Source organism: Phytobacter cepae, from assembly GCF_054165735.1.
In genome coordinates this window covers 1133493-1149000 of the sequence record NZ_CM135107.1, presented here as the reverse complement: position 1 = coordinate 1149000, position 15508 = coordinate 1133493, and the positions used below count along the sequence as shown (strand labels likewise).

General features: G+C 57.0%; 13 protein-coding genes. 8 read left to right on the top strand and 5 right to left on the bottom strand.

The features are described from left to right. Positions 1-2: 2 nt before the first annotated feature. The 5 genes from srlB to gutQ all read left to right on the top strand — a co-directional run bounded on the left by srlB (position 3) and on the right by gutQ (position 3420). Positions 3-365: a PTS glucitol/sorbitol transporter subunit IIA gene (gene srlB, locus ACUY4Q_RS05400; RefSeq protein WP_458046055.1), complete on the top strand. Its 363-nt coding sequence runs from the start codon at positions 3-5 to the stop codon at positions 363-365. Positions 366-382: 17 nt separating this feature from the next. Beyond that, entirely contained in the window at positions 383-1162 is a 780-nt protein-coding gene (srlD, locus tag ACUY4Q_RS05395; protein ID WP_458046054.1) for a sorbitol-6-phosphate dehydrogenase, read from the top strand. A 102-nt stretch (positions 1163-1264) separates the two neighbouring features. Beyond that, positions 1265-1624, top strand: coding sequence for a transcriptional regulator GutM (gene gutM, locus ACUY4Q_RS05390; protein WP_458046053.1), 360 nt, complete (start codon positions 1265-1267; stop codon positions 1622-1624). 67 nt (positions 1625-1691) lie between these two features. Next, positions 1692-2465, top strand: coding sequence for a glucitol operon DNA-binding transcriptional repressor SrlR (srlR, locus tag ACUY4Q_RS05385; RefSeq protein WP_458046052.1), 774 nt, complete (start codon positions 1692-1694; stop codon positions 2463-2465). After that, positions 2458-3420 carry an arabinose-5-phosphate isomerase GutQ gene (gene gutQ / locus ACUY4Q_RS05380; RefSeq protein WP_458046051.1) on the top strand — a complete coding sequence of 321 codons (963 nt, stop codon included), beginning with the start codon at positions 2458-2460 and terminating at the stop codon, positions 3418-3420. The genes srlR and gutQ overlap by 8 nt, the downstream gene beginning before the upstream one ends. Here the strand turns inward: gutQ and norR are convergent. Next, positions 3417-4931 carry a nitric oxide reductase transcriptional regulator NorR gene (gene norR, locus ACUY4Q_RS05375; RefSeq protein WP_458046050.1) on the bottom strand — a complete coding sequence of 505 codons (1515 nt, stop codon included), beginning with the start codon at positions 4929-4931 and terminating at the stop codon, positions 3417-3419. The genes gutQ and norR overlap by 4 nt on opposite strands. A 179-nt stretch (positions 4932-5110) precedes the next feature. On the opposite strand from norR, the gene norV reads away from it, so the two are divergent. Both norV and norW read left to right on the top strand, forming a co-directional pair. Further along, positions 5111-6559 (top strand): anaerobic nitric oxide reductase flavorubredoxin, encoded by a 1449-nt coding sequence (gene norV / locus ACUY4Q_RS05370; protein ID WP_458046049.1) that lies wholly within the window; start codon positions 5111-5113, stop codon positions 6557-6559. Next, the gene (gene norW / locus ACUY4Q_RS05365) at positions 6556-7704 is read left to right on the top strand and encodes an NADH:flavorubredoxin reductase NorW (protein ID WP_458046048.1); all 1149 of its coding nucleotides are present in this window, start codon (positions 6556-6558) and stop codon (positions 7702-7704) included. Before norV ends, norW begins: the two co-directional genes overlap by 4 nt. Here the strand turns inward: norW and hypF are convergent. The 4 genes from hypF to ACUY4Q_RS05345 form a co-directional block, all read right to left on the bottom strand. Continuing rightward, the gene (gene hypF, locus ACUY4Q_RS05360) at positions 7670-9904 is read right to left on the bottom strand and encodes a carbamoyltransferase HypF (RefSeq protein ID WP_458046047.1); all 2235 of its coding nucleotides are present in this window, start codon (positions 9902-9904) and stop codon (positions 7670-7672) included. The two genes, norW and hypF, sit on opposite strands and share 35 nt — an antisense overlap. Positions 9905-9908: 4 nt before the next feature. Then, complete coding sequence (gene fdhF, locus ACUY4Q_RS05355; protein ID WP_458046046.1) at positions 9909-12059, bottom strand: formate dehydrogenase subunit alpha; 2151 nt, start codon at positions 12057-12059, stop codon at positions 9909-9911. Positions 12060-12094: 35 nt separating this feature from the next. Next, positions 12095-12640: an electron transport protein HydN gene (gene hydN / locus ACUY4Q_RS05350; protein ID WP_458046045.1), complete on the bottom strand. Its 546-nt coding sequence runs from the start codon at positions 12638-12640 to the stop codon at positions 12095-12097. Between the two features lie 148 nt (positions 12641-12788). Further along, positions 12789-13799: a LacI family DNA-binding transcriptional regulator gene (locus ACUY4Q_RS05345; RefSeq protein WP_458046044.1), complete on the bottom strand. Its 1011-nt coding sequence runs from the start codon at positions 13797-13799 to the stop codon at positions 12789-12791. Positions 13800-14053: 254 nt separating this feature from the next. Here ACUY4Q_RS05345 and ascF point away from each other — a divergent pair, with 254 nt between their 5' ends. Further along, positions 14054-15499: a PTS cellobiose/arbutin/salicin transporter subunit IIBC gene (gene ascF / locus ACUY4Q_RS05340; RefSeq protein WP_458046043.1), complete on the top strand. Its 1446-nt coding sequence runs from the start codon at positions 14054-14056 to the stop codon at positions 15497-15499. Positions 15500-15508 lie beyond the last annotated feature (9 nt).

Below are 15508 nucleotides of genomic sequence, written 5' to 3'. Positions count from 1 at the left end.
TCATGAGCGTGATCTATCAAACCACCATTACCCAGATTGGCGAGTGCGCACGCGATGCCCTCAGCGACCGGATGCTGATCACCTTCCGCGAAGGTGCCCCCGCCGATGTGGCCGAGTTTTGCTTTATTCATTGTCACGGCGAGCTGTCGGGGGCCTTGCGGCCCGGCGCGCAGTTTGAACTGGGCGATCAATGCTACCCGGTCACCGCTGTAGGCGACGTGGCGGAGCTGAATTTACGTGAGCTTGGGCATATCACCCTGTGTTTCGATGGACAGACGCAGGCGGAATATCCCGGCACGGTACATGTTGCAGGAGAGGTGCCGGCAGGCATCACCCCCGGTTGCACACTGAAATTTGTCGCTTAAGTCGTAAGGAGAAAGGTATGAAACAGGTTGCCGTTGTCATTGGTGGAGGGCAGACGCTCGGTGCGTTCCTCTGCCGTGGGCTGGCCGCAGAGGGTTACCGCGTTGCAGTGGTGGATATTCAGAGTGATAAAGCCGCCGCCACCGCCCAGGAGATCAACAGCGAGTATGGGGATGGGATGGCCTACGGTTTTGGCGCCGATGCCACCAGCGAGCAGAGCGTGCTCGCACTGTCACGCGGAGTCGATGAAATTTTTGGTCGCGTGGATCTGCTGGTCTACAGTGCCGGCATCGCCAAGGCGGGGTTTATCAGCGACGTGCAGCTCGGGGATTTTGACCGCTCGCTGCAGGTGAATCTGGTGGGCTATTTCCTGTGCGCCCGTGAGTTCTCGCGCCTGATGATTCGCGATGGCATTCAGGGACGCATTATTCAAATAAACTCCAAATCCGGCAAAGTCGGCAGCAAGCACAACTCGGGTTACAGCGCGGCCAAGTTCGGTGGTGTGGGGCTAACGCAATCACTGGCGCTGGATCTGGCAGAGTACGGCATTACCGTGCATTCACTGATGCTCGGCAACCTGCTGAAGTCGCCGATGTTCCAGTCCCTCATTCCGCAATACGCCAGCAAGTTGGGCATTGCCGCGGAGGAGGTCGAACAGCATTACATCGACAAAGTGCCGTTAAAGCGCGGCTGTGATTACCAGGATGTGCTGAACGTGCTGCTGTTTTACGCAAGCCCGAAAGCCGCCTATTGCACCGGTCAATCCATCAACGTCACCGGCGGGCAGGTGATGTTCTGATTGTAGATAAACGCCCGGTGGCGCTTCGCTTACCGGGCCTACAAAACCTCGAACCGTAGGCCGGGTAAGGCGCAGCCGCCACCCGGCAATTAAGGAGCTGATATGGTTTCTGCACTGATTACCCTCGCCGCTATTGCCTGGCTCAGCCAAATGGCAATGGGTGGCTGGCAGATTCGCCAGTTTAATCGCGCATTCGATACGCTCTGCCAGCAGGGGCGGGTCGGCGTCGGGCGATCCGGCGGGCGCTTTAAGCCACGGGTGGTCCTCGCCGTGGCCTTCGACGATCGGGATCGGGTCAGCGGCTCTCTGCTGATGCGCGGCCTGACGGTTTTCGCCCGACCGACTAAAATTGATGCAATTGATGGATTAAAACGTCAAGAATTAGAACCTGACGTGATCTTTCCCCATGATCGCAACTGCCAGGATGCTTTATCATTAGCGCTTAAAATGAAACATGGATAATTTCGTTGTGAACGCTATTAGCTTGCGAAATTATCATTTCGAAATTTAACGCAGGACAATAGCGCTTATGAAACCACGTCAACGACAAGCGGCCATTCTTGAGCATCTGCAAAAGCAGGGAAAATGCGCCGTTGAAGAGCTGGCCGCGTTTTTTGACACCACCGGTACCACTATCCGTAAGGATTTGGTGGCGCTTGAACATGCGGGCGCGGTGATTCGTACCTACGGTGGTGTGGTTCTCAGTAAAGATGAAACGGACCCGCCTATCGATCACAAGACGCTGATCAATACCCGGCAGAAAGGTGAGATTGCCCGCACTGCGGTCAGCTTTATTCAGGACGGTGATTCCCTGATCCTTGATGCAGGCAGCACGGTACTGCAAATGGTTCCCCTGCTCAGCCACTTCAACAACATCACCGTTATGACCAACAGCCTGCACATTGTTAACGCGCTTTCGGAGCTGGACAACGAGCAAACCATCCTGATGCCCGGCGGCACCTTCCGCAAAAAATCCGCCTCTTTTCACGGCCAACTGGCAGAAAATGCCTTTGAACAATTTAGTTTCGACAAACTGTTTATGGGAACCGATGGGATCGATTTAAACGCCGGGGTGACCACCTTTAACGAGGTGTTCAGCGTCAGCAAAGCGATGTGCAACGCGGCGCGGGAAGTGATCCTGATGGCCGACTCCTCAAAGTTCGGTCGTAAAAGCCCAAACATTGTCTGCAGTCTTGAGAGCGTCAATAAACTGATCACCGATGCCGGGATACCGGCTGAGTTTCGTGCCGCGCTGGAAGCCAAAGGCATTGAGGTGATCGTTGCCGGAGAAAACCATGAGTGAGATGTTATTGAATACCGCCCGCCAAACGCTGCTGCTGGAGCTTGCGGAAGCCAGCCGTCTGCCGGAGCGGCTGGGCGAAGATTTTTTGACGGCCGCGAACGCCCTGATCCACTGCCAGGGCAAAGCGATCGTTTCGGGTATTGGCAAGTCTGGTCATATCGGTAAGAAAATCGCCGCTACGCTTGCCAGCACCGGCACCCCGTCTTTTTTTGTTCATGCCGCCGAAGCGCTGCATGGCGACCTTGGAATGATTGAAAGCCGGGATGTGCTGCTGTTTATCTCCTACTCCGGGTCCGCGAAAGAGCTGGAGCTGATCCTGCCGCGCCTCGAAGAGCGCGGGGTGACGCTGCTCGCCATGACCGGTAAGCCTCTCTCCCCGCTGGCGCTGGCGGCTAAAGCCGTACTGGATATCTCCGTTGAACGCGAAGCCTGCCCAATGCACCTCGCCCCGACCTCCAGCACCGTTAACACCCTGATGTTAGGTGATGCGCTGGCGATGGCGGTGATGCAGGCGCGTGGCTTTAATGAAGAAGATTTTGCCCGTTCACACCCGGCGGGCGCACTGGGCGCGCGTTTGTTAAACCGGGTTCATCATTTAATGCGTAAAGACGATGTGCCGCACGTGCGCATTGATGCCACCGTGATGGACGCAATGCTGGAGCTGAGCCGTACCGGGCTGGGTATGGTGGCTATTTGCGACCAGGCTGAGCAAATTAAAGGCATCTTCTCTGATGGTGATTTACGCCGCTGGCTGGTAGCCGGTGGCACCCTGGCCGCCCCGGTCAGCGAGGCGATGACCCCGGGCGGGTTCACGCTGAACGCCGAAAGCCGCGCAATCGACGCCAAAGAGGCGTTAATGAAGCGCAAGATTGCCGCAGCGCCAGTGGTGGATGACAGCGGCAAGCTGGTGGGTGCCATCAATCTGCAGGCGTTTTACCAGGCCGGCATTATCTAGCGCTTTAGACCCAGGCGTTTCGCCAGCCGATGCAGGTTGGCGACGTCAATGTCCAGCGCACGTGCACTTGCTGCCCAGTTACGCTGATTTTGCGCCAGCACCTGGCTGATGATCTCACGCTGGAAGGCATCCGTGGCTTCGCGCAGATTGGGGGTTTCCGGCAGCGTTTTTACCACCGTCGTTACGGGTTCTGGCTCGTCGCTGAAAGCGAAATGGTGCACGTCCAGCACCACCTCATCACCGTTACGCGTTCCGCGCGCCAGCACAATCGCACGATGAATGGCATGTTCCAGCTCGCGCACGTTGCCCGGCCAGCGGTACGCCAGCAGATGTGCCCGCGCTCGTGGGCTGAGTACCACGCGCCCCAATCCCAGGCGTAGCCGAGCCTGCTCACAGAAATAGCCCGCCAGCAGCACCACATCTTCGCCCCGCTCGCGAAGCGGCGGCACCCACACGGGAAAGACGCTCAGGCGGTGGAAGAGATCGGCACGAAAACGCCCTGCGACCACCTCTTCACGCAGGTCACGGTTGGTCGCCGCCAGTACGCGTACGTCCACCCGTAAACTGCGATCGTCACCGACGCGCTGAATATCGCCATACTGCAGCACGCGCAGCAGCTTGGCCTGAAGCGAAAGCGACAGCTCGCCAATCTCATCGAGAAACAGCGTGCCCTTATCGGCCATTTCGAATTTACCGCTGCGGTTGCTGATGGCCCCGGTAAATGCCCCCTTCACGTGACCAAACAGTTCGCTCTCCGCCACGCTTTCCGGCAGCGCAGCGCAGTTAAGGTAGACCAGCGCATCGGCGGCGCGCGGCGAGTTCTCATGGATAGCTTTCGCCACCAGCTCTTTACCGGTGCCGGTCTCCCCACCAATCAACACGTTCAGGTCGGAGGCAGCCACAATCTCAATCTCTTTTTTCAGTTGGGTCATGCCGTCGGAAAGGCCGATCATCTCGGTATGGGCCACCTGTTCGAACGCCGCAGGAACACCGGGTGCCATGTTCTGGCTCTCAAGCTGCTCAATCAGCAGCGCATTGTTGAGCGCACCCGCCGCCAGTGCCGCAATCAGTCGCAGCTCTTCATCGCTGAAGCTGTCGAACCGATCGGGTTCCATGCCATCCAGGGTCAGCGCGCCAATCAGGCTCTGCCCGGCGAACAGCGGCAGCCCGACGCAGGCGTGGACTTTCAGGCTCTCCTGACCGGGGATAAGTCCGTCATAGGGGTCAGGTAGCGAGCTGTCTGCCGGAAAACGCACGACATCTCCGGCGCGGGCAATGGCCTCCAGCCGCGGGTGCCCCTCCAGCGTAAAGCGGCGGCCCAGCACGTCCTGCGCCAGGCCGTCGATCGCTAGCGGAATGAACTGCCGTGACTCATAGCGCAACAGCGCCGACGCATCGCACTCCAGCACCTGGCGCAGCGTGGTGATCAATCGCTGGAAACGATCCGCATGACCGATTCCGCGCTGCAATTCAATGGCGATCCCCGCCAGTACATCCACTGAAAAACTCATCTTCGCCTCACTGTCATTTTGACAACTCATAGTGTCATATTGACCATTAATAGCATAGTCATTATGACTACCCCTCTCGGGTTATGTGAAATAAAAACAATATATATCAATACGATAAAAACTGGCACGCATCTTGATATAGCTCATGCAACTTATTTCATTCCGAACAGGTAATCAAAATGACTATTCATGTAAAAAATAACATTCACTGGGTTGGCCAACGTGACTGGGAAGTACGCGACTTTCATGGCACCGAGTACAAAACGCTGCGCGGCAGCAGCTATAACAGTTATTTGATTCGTGAAGGGAAAAACGTCCTCATCGATACTGTCGATCATAAATTCAGCCGTGAGTTCGTGCAGAACCTGCGCGCTGAGATCGATCTCAACGCCATCGACTACATCATTATTAACCATGCCGAAGAAGATCACGCCGGAGCCTTAACCGAGCTGATGTCGTACATCCCCAACACCCCGATCTACTGCACCACCAATGCTATCGACTCGATCAATGGTCATCACCATCACCCGGAGTGGAACTTCCACACCGTGAAAACCGGCGACGCGCTGGATATTGGCAACGGCAAGCAGCTCATCTTCGTTGAAACCCCGATGCTGCACTGGCCAGACAGCATGATGACCTACATGACCGGCGACGCGGTGCTGTTCAGTAACGACGCCTTCGGTCAGCACTACTGCGACGAACGTCTGTTCAACGATGAAGTGGATCAGACCGAACTGTTCGAACAGTGCCAGCGCTACTACGCCAATATCCTGACCCCGTTCAGCCGCCTGGTGACGCCAAAAATCACCGAGATCCTCGGCTTCAACCTGCCGGTAGATATGATCGCCACCTCTCACGGCGTGGTATGGCGCGAAAACCCCACCCAGATTGTTGAGCTGTACCTGAAATGGGCGGCGGATTACCAGGAAGACCGGATTACGATTTTCTACGACACCATGTCCAACAACACCCGCATGATGGCGGATGCCATCGCTCAGGGCATCAACGAAGTTGACCCGAACGTGGCGGTGAAAATCTTCAACGTGGCGCGCAGCGATAAAAACGACATTCTGACCAACGTCTTCCGTTCTAAAGGCGTGCTGGTCGGCACCTCCACCATGAACAACGTGATGATGCCGAAAATTGCTGGTCTGGTGGAAGAGATGACCGGTCTGCGTTTTCGTAACAAACGCGCCAGCGCTTTTGGTTCTCACGGCTGGAGCGGCGGTGCGGTAGACCGCCTCTCTACCCGCCTGCAGGATGCCGGTTTTGAGATGTCCCTGAGCCTGAAAGCCAAATGGCGCCCGGACTTTGACGCGCTGGAAGTCTGCCGTGAGCATGGTCGTGAAATTGCCCGTCAGTGGGCGCTCGCTCCGCTGCCTGCAGCGGTAAAAAGCGCGCCGGTGGAAGAGTCCGCCTGCGCCTGTGCCGCCAACGCCGCCGCTGACCTCGGCCCGTGCATGCAGTGCAGCGTCTGCCAGTGGATTTATGATCCGGCTACCGGCGAGCCAATGCAGGATGTGGCGCCAGGCACCCCGTGGAGTGAGGTGCCGGACAACTTCCTGTGCCCGGAATGTTCCCTTGGTAAAGAGGTGTTTGACGCGCTGGCAACGGAGGCCGTATGAACGCAGGCATTGTGATTGTCGGGTCGGGCTTTGCCGCCCGGCAGCTGGTGAAAAACATCCGCAAACAGGATGCCACCGTCCCGCTGACGCTAATCGCCAGCGACAGCATGGACGAGTACAACAAACCGGACCTGAGCCATGTGCTGAGCCTCGGTCAAATGGCAAGCCACCTCACCCGCCAGTCGGCGGGGGAGTTTGCCGAGCAGTTCAATCTGCGCCTCTTCCCGCACACCCGCATCACCTCAGTGGACGCACAGGCGAAAGTGGTGAAAAGCGCCGACAACCGCTGGCAGTACGACAAGCTGGTGCTGGCCACCGGGGCACGGGCGTTTGTGCCGCCGGTCGCGGGCAGCGAACTGATGTTTACCCTTAACAGTCAGCAGGAGTATCAGGCCTGTGAAACCCAGCTTCGGGATGCAAACCGGGTGTTGATTGTCGGCGGCGGGCTGATTGGCACGGAGCTGGCGATGGATTTTCGCCGGGCGGGCAAGCAGGTCACGCTGGTCGACAGCGCCACGAGTATTCTCTCCTCGCTGATGCCGCCGGAAGTGAGCAGCCGCTTACAGCACTGTCTTTCTGAAATGGGCGTTCGTGTGCTGCTCAACACCCGTCTCGATGGGTTAAGCAAAACCCCATCGGGCATTGCGGCACGTTTTGAGGATGGGCTGGAGATTAACGTGGATGCCGTGGTCGCCGCCACCGGTCTGGTGCCGGAAACGGCGCTGGCGCGTGAAGCCGGCGCCAGGATTAACCGAGGCGTAGTGGTCGACAGCACGCTGCAAACCAGCCAGCCGGGTATCTACGCACTGGGTGATTGCGCGGAGATCAACGGTCAGTTGATGCCGTTCCTGCAGCCCATCCAGCTTTGCGCCATGTTCCTCGCTAAGCAACTGCTCGGGGTGAATTCACCGCTCAATCTGCCCGCGATGCTGGTGAAGGTAAAAACGCCCGCCCTGCCGCTGCATCTGGCAGGCGAGAGCGCGCGTCGTGATCTCAACTGGCACATCACCACCGATGCCCAGGGCATGGTGGCAAAAGGGGTGGATGAGCAGCAGGTTCTGCGGGCCTTCGTGGTCAGCGAAGATCACATGAAAACCGCCTTTGCTCTGCTTAAGGCGTTGTCTGCGCCCGCGCCGCAGCAATAACTCCCTGCCCCAGGGCGATGGCCCCGTCGCCCGCAGGGAAACGTGCAGGAAACAGCAAGGTGAAATCCGCCAGGTGAAATGCCAGGCGGGATTTCAACAAGCGGTTATGCAGCACGCCGCCGCCGAAGGCCAGAGTAGCTATTTTTCTCGCCCGCGCCTCTCGCCGTGCCAGCGTCGCCAATCCGTGAGCCAGCGCATCGTGAAATGCCCACGCCCGCGCCCCGGGCTCTGCCTGCCAGTTGAGCCATTGCGACCAGAAGCTGGCTAAATCGAGCCTATTGCCGTTGAGCGGTAGGGTGACCGGATGGGCAACGCTTTCGCAGCGCATCGCCAGCGCTTCGAGCTGACACGCCGCCTCGCCTTCGTAACTCAGTTGTGCTGGCGCACACCCCAGCGCACAGGCTATTGCATCAAACAACCGCCCCGTGGAAGAGGCCAGCGGTGCATTCAGGTTGCGCGCAATGGCCCGCGCCAGCAGCGGCCAGTTCTTCTGTTGAATGCCTCTGGTTTCGGGAAAATGCTGCCAGTCCGGCACGAACGCCAGCATCTGCGCCAGCAGATTACGCCACGGCTGTGTTGCCGCCAGATCGCCGCCAGGCAGGGCAACCGCAGGTAAGCCACCCAAATGCTCCACCTCCCGGTAGTTCACCCGCAGACACTCCCCACCCCACAATGCGCCCTCCTCGCCCATACCGATGCCGTCGAGCGCAAGAGCAATCACGTCCCCTCCCTCACGCGGCCAGCCGTGTTCCGCAAGGCAGGCGGCAATATGGGCATGGTGATGCAGCACGGTCTCAACCGGCAAGCCCATCCGGTCAGCCCAACGGCGTGAGACATAGCCCGGATGGGCATCGCTCACGACCTTCTGCGGGGTAAAATCGTAGATGTCCTGCATCAGGCGTAGCGCCTCCTGCCACTGCGCTTTGACTCCCTCATCGCTAAGGTCACCGAAATGCTGACTCAGCACCGCCTGTTCGCCACGCAGCAGACAGAAGGTATTTTTCATATCCGCCCCCAGACTTAGCAGAGGTGGAACCGCGCGAAAGCCCGGTGGCAGGGGGAAGGCGTCGGGTACATAGCCTCGTGAGCGACGGAGCATTTCACCGTTTTCACGCACCACGGAATCGTCCAGCCGCTGCACAATATCGCGGTTATGCAGCAAAAAGCCGTCGGCTATCTCAGCAAGATCGGCGAGGGCCTGTTCATTGGTTAACGCGGGCGGCTTGCCGCTGAGATTGCCGGAGGTCATCACCAAAGGGCGCCCGACTGCCTGAGCTAACAGATGCTGTAACGGACTGGCGGGCAACATCACCCCCACTTCATCCAGCCCCGGCGCAATCAGGGAACACAGTGCCGGCACGCAGTGTTTTGCCACCAGCACAATGGGTGCCGCAGGAGAAGCCAGCAGGCGCTGCGCCTTGTCGCTTACGCCAGCCGATGACGGCAGCATCACCGCCAGCGGTTTTACCGGACGGCGCTTGCGCGCGCGCAGTCGTGCCACCGCTTGCGGGTTTTGCGCGTCGCAGGCGAGATGAAAACCGCCAAGCCCTTTCACGGCAACCACGCCACCTGCGTCTAACAGCGCGATCGCAGCTTGTAACGCGGCCTCTCTGGAGAGTGTATGTTCCGCCCCTCGCCACTCAAGCTGTGGGCCACATACCGGGCAGGCAACCGGCTGGGCGTGAAAACGCCGGTCCGCCGGGTTGCGGTACTCGGCTTCGCAGGCCGGACAAAGCGGAAAATGCGCCATCACCGTGAAGGGGCGGTCATAGGGCATGGCGTTGATAATGGTAAAGCGCGGGCCGCAATGGGTGCAGTTGATGAACGGATAACGATAGCGGCGTTCAGTCGGGTTGTTCATCTCCGCAAGACAGGCCGGGCAGGTCGCCGCATCCGGCACAATTTGTGTGTTCATGCTACCACCCGCACTCTGGCGGATGGTGAAACTGTCAGGTAATTCCGCCCACTTGAAGGGCATGACACGGGTGCTGTCGATACGCGCCAGCGGCGGGCATTGGTCATATAACAACGCAAGAAAACGGTGTTCGTCACCCAGCAAACGCACCTCAACGCCCTGCGCGTCATTACAGACGTCGCCGTTAAGCTGCAGCCGCCTTGCCAGTTGCCAGACAAAGGGGCGGAAGCCCACCCCCTGCACTTTTCCATAAATGCGAATGCACACACCGTTTTCTGATGCCATAGGGTTATTGCAGCACTGCATTACGCAAGCGCGTCTTCATCTGCTGATAGGTGGTGGAAGTGTACTCTTCCGCCCATGGCTGATCGTTGATCGCACTCACTCGCACCGCGCAATACTTGGTTTCCGGCGTTTTTGAAATGGGGTCGAGATTATCCTGGGTCAGTTCATTGCAGGCGCCGATCCACCACTGATAGGTCATATAGACACACCCCACGTTGGTGCGCTCATTGACGTCCGCGCGGGTGATCACTTTGCCCCGGCGGGACTCCACCCATACCAGTTGCCGGTCCTGAATGCCCAGTGCTGCGGCATCACGCGGGTTTATCTGCATAAAGCCCGGCTCGTCGGCCAGCGTTTGCAGCGCCGCACAGTTGCCGGTCATTGAGCGACAAGAGTAGTGCCCAACTTCTCGCACGGTACTGAGCACCAGCGGGAATTCGGCATCCGGTACTTCGGCAGGCGCGCGCCAGGGGGCCGCGAACAACAGCCCTTTGCCGTCGGGGGTGTCGAACTTGTTGTCTTTATAGAGGTAGCGGGTGCCGGGGTGATCCAGCGTCGGACACGGCCACTGCACATGACCCATATCACCCATTTTTTCGTAGGTTACCCCGTAGAACAGCGGGCACAACTCGCGCAGTTCATCCCAGATTTGCTGGTTGTTGTCGTAATGCATGGGGTAGCCCATCTCGGTGGCGATCAGGCTGATGATTTCCCAGTCACGTTTGACGTCATACATTGGCTCAATGGCTTTTTCAAAACGCTGGAACCCGCGATCCGCGCAGGTAAAGACGCCGCCGTGCTCGCCCCAGGAGGTCGCTGGCAGCAGTACGTCCGCCTGTTCTGCGGTTTTGGTCATAAAGATGTCCTGCACCACCACCAAATCCAGTGCTTCAAAGCCTTTGCGCACCAGGCTGAGGTCCGCTTCGGTCTGCAACGGATCTTCCCCCATGATGTAATAGGCCTTCACTTTTCCTTCCAGCGCCAGGTGCGGCACTTCAGTAATCCGCACGCCCACTTTGTCGTCCATGACGGTCGGGTCAATGCCCCAGGCTTTGGCAAACTTCGCCCGCACCTGCGGGTCAACCACATCCTGATAGCCAGGGAACTGGTTGGGAATAACGCCCATGTCACAGGCGCCCTGCACATTGTTCTGCCCGCGAACCGGCCCGACGCCGACGTTTTCACGGCCCAGATTCCCGGTCAGCAGCGCAAGGCTGGAGAGGCCTTTCACCACATCCACCGCCTGGCCGAACTGCGTGACCCCCATGCCCCACATAATGGTGGCGGTTGGCGCAGCAGCAAAGGTTCGCATCGCTTCGCGCACCTGCTTCGCCGGAACCCCGGTCAGATGTTCGACATCTTCAGGGGCATAGTCTTTAACGATGTCACGGTACGCATCCAGCCCGGTGGTAAAGCTCGCCACGTAGTGTTGATCGTAGAGTTTCTCTTCCAGCAACACATGACCAAAAGCGTTGATAAGCGCCATGTTGCAGCCGTTTTTAAGCTGGAGATGCTGATCGGCGATGCGCGCGGTTTCAATGCGACGGGGATCGCAGACGATGATCTTCGCCCCGTTTTGTTTTGCTTTGATGACCCGTCTCGCCACTATCGGATGTGAGTCAGCGCAGTTGTAGCCGAAGACGAGCAGGCAGCTGGAGTTTTCGATATCGCCAATGGAATTACTCATCGCGCCGTTGCCGAGCGTTTGCTGTAAACCAGCTACCGACGGGCCATGACAGACGCGAGCGCAGCAGTCCACGTTGTTGGTGTGCAACACACCACGGGCGAATTTTTGCATCACGAAGTTGGTTTCGTTACCGGTGCCACGCGATGAGCCGGTGGTCATAATAGAACGGGGGCCATATTTGGCTTTGATGTCGCCAAGGCGTTTGGCGGTGTAGCGAATGGCTTCATCCCAGCTAACCGGGGTCAGTTTGCCGCCGCGTTCGTAGCGGATCATCGGTTGCGTCAGCCGTGGGGTCAGCAGCCTGGTGTCATTCAGAAAATCCCAGCCGTAATAGCCTTTCAGACACAGTTCATTCTGGTTGGTTTTTCCGTCGGCAGCTTCAGCACGAATAATCTTACCGTTATCCACCACCAGTTTCAGTTTGCAGCCCGCGCCGCAATAGGGACATACGCTCGTAATTTTTTTCATCAGTAACAGACCTGTTAAAAGTGAAAGTGTAAACTCTAGAAAACCAGGGATACCGCGCTTTCAAGGGCGGTGCGACGGCGTTTCTCCGCACTCATCGTTTCCAGCATATTTCGGTCAACACAGAGCAAGGCGTTGGTCGGGCAGACCTCCATACAGGCTGGCCCCGCTTCGCGCTGATAGCATAAGTCGCATTTGTTGGCTTCGGCCTTTGCCCCCAATGTATGTAGCCCTGCGCTGCTTTCGCGCACCACCGGACGCGTCACCACTTCCATCGCCCCATAGGGGCAGGCCACCACGCAGGTTTTGCAGCCTATGCAGCGCTCCTGCATCACATGCACGAAATCTTTGTCGCGACGGATGGCACCATTGGGGCAGACGTTAGCGCAGGGCGCATCTTCGCACTGGCGGCACAGGGTGGCCGTCGAAACATTGATGCCCCGAATAACATGAATACGGGGTAGAAAGGTTTGAGGGGTAAGGGCTGCACAGTCTTGCTGCGGCTGGTGTGCGACCACACAGGCCACCTCACAGGTACGGCAACCAATACATTTACTGGCATCCGCCATAATAAAACGGTTCATCGTCTTCTCCAGCAATGAGTTTCATCATGCCGGGTTATACATATTCCATGCCAGAATGCAGGTAATTGTAATATATAGCGATTATTGCGAAGAGGACCTTCAGGAGGCTGTCATCGACAGAAGTGACGATGACAGCTGACGATAATAATTACCGGGGAAGAGAAATAAGTGAATCACGCAACATCAGTTCGCCCATAAACGGCGGGTGAAATTTAAAATCACCGCCGTCCAGCATAAAGACCAGGCGCTCAATGGTTTCCTGAATCATTTCCGTTACCGGTATTTTAACGCTTGATAATGCAGGTACGACATAAGGCGCAATAGCAATATCATCAAACCCAATCACGGAAACTTTTTCGGGTACCATAATACCTTTGTCGTGTAATTTTTTAATCGCACCAATCGCCATATCATCATTGCTGGCGACCAGTGCGGTAAATTTCTCACCACGCGCCAGCAGGGTTTCCACCCCCGCCGCGCCGCTTTGTGGCGTCCATTTCCCCTCAATAATTAATTCACTGCGGATGTTTATGTTTTGTTTCGTCAGTGCATCTTTATAGCCTGAGAGGCGTTCAATACCGGTTGGAGAATCGAGCGAACCGGTGATAAAGGCGATCTCCCGGTGCCCCATTTCAATTAACGTCGTCACGGCATGAAAACTGGATGCTTTTTGATCGCACCAGACACAGTGGCTGCTGTTATTATGCAAACGGCGATTGAGGACCATAATGGGTTGCGCATGCTTTTTCACAATGGCATCCATTTCTTCGATGCTTAAAAAGCGCGGGTAAATAATAATCGCGTCGCATTTTAAATCGAGTAAATACTGAATCGCGTCACGCTCTTCTTCCGCGCTGTGTTTCCCATCTGCCAGAATCAGCTGCCGACCCTGATCTTCCGTCATGCGGGCGGCATGAAACAGTAATTCGCTGAAATAAACCCCATGGTAGAGGGTGTTAGTGACCACCAGGCCCAGGGTTTGCGTCTTTTTAGCGGCCAGGTTACGCGCCAGCAAATTCGGGCGATAGCCACTCTCTTCTATCGCCTGAAATACCCGGTCTTTCGTCTCCTGGCTGACATAGCCGTTCCCCGTCAGCACACGCGAAACCGTTGCCTTTGACACCCCTGCCCGCTTCGCCACTTCAAGCATCGTGGTCATCTTGCTTATCCATTTGATTTCGATGCCTTGCAGTGTACTTCACCCGGCTTCGAATGTCGTAACCCGACAAACAACAAAGAAAAATAATGAGCGATCACCATCACAAAATGAAAATTAGACCAAGTTTCTATCTTGTTTCTTAATAACAAACTCATCATGATTTTGTGGAACCGGTTTCCTATTGAGTGTTTCAGCCGCAGGGAAATAATCGCGTGCTGAAGGCATACCTTATTGATTAAACAGGATATAACCCGATGTCGAAGAACTATGCGGCGCTGGCCAGTGCGGTTGTGAACGCGCTGGGCGGTGCGGATAACGTTGCAGCCGTCACCCACTGCATGACGCGCCTGCGCTTCGTGGTGAAAGACGAAACCAAAATCAATAGCCCTGAACTCAAGAGCATCAGCGGCGTGATGGGTGTCGTTCGCAATGAAAACCAGTGCCAGGTGATTATCGGCAACGCAGTGTCGCATGCGTTTCGGGAGGTGACCGCTTTGCTACCAAACGACATGCAGCCTGCGCAACCCGTTGGTAAGCAAAAACTGACGCTCAGACGCATTGGCGCAGGAATCCTCGATGCGTTGATCGGCACCATGTCCCCGCTGATCCCGGCGATCATCGGCGGCTCAATGGTAAAACTGCTGGCGATGGTGCTGGAGATGTCGGGCGCGCTGCCTAAAGGTTCGTCAACCTTGACTATCCTGACCGTCATCGGCGACGGGGCTTTCTTCTTCCTGCCATTGATGGTCGCCGCCTCGGCAGCGGTGAAATTCAAAACCAATATGTCGCTGGCGATTGCCATTGCCGGGGTGCTGGTGCATCCGAGCTTTATCGAGCTGATGGCGAAAGCCGCTCAGGGTGAGCATGTAGAGTTTGCGCTTGTTCCGGTCACAGCGGTGAAATACACCTATACCGTTATTCCGGCGCTGGTGATGACCTGGTGCTTGTCATATATCGAACGTTGGGTGGATAAAATCACCCCGGCGGTCACTAAAAACTTCCTCAAACCGATGCTGATTGTGCTGATTGCCGCTCCGCTGGCCATCGTGCTCATTGGGCCATTGGGCATCTGGATTGGTAGCGGCATTTCGTCTCTGGTTTACACCATTCACGGCTATCTGGGCTGGTTGTCCGTGGCTATCATGGGCGCGTTGTGGCCGCTGCTGGTGATGACCGGTATGCACCGGGTATTTACACCTACCATCATTCAGACCATCGCTGAAACCGGCAAAGAAGGCATGGTCATGCCGTCTGAAATCGGTGCAAACCTGTCGTTGGGCGGCTCATCTCTGGCGGTTGCCTGGAAAACCAAAAACCCGGAACTGCGCCAGACCGCACTGGCTGCCGCCGCGTCTGCTATCCTTGCAGGCATCTCAGAACCGGCGCTTTACGGTGTGGCGGTACGGCTGAAACGGCCATTGATTGCGAGCCTGATTAGCGGCTTTATCTGTGGCGCTATAGCCGGGATCGCTGGCCTTGCCAGCCACTCGATGGCGGCACCGGGTCTCTTTACCAGCGTCCAGTTCTTCGACCCGGCAAACCCAATGACCATCGTCTGGGTGTTCGGTGTGATGGCACTGGCGGTGGTGCTCTCCTTTATCCTGACGCTGCTTCTCGGGTTTGAAGATATCCCGGTTGAAGAAGAGGCGCAGAAAGCGCAGGCGAAAACGTCTGCCCCAGTTCAAGAAGCACGAGCCTGAATACGAGCG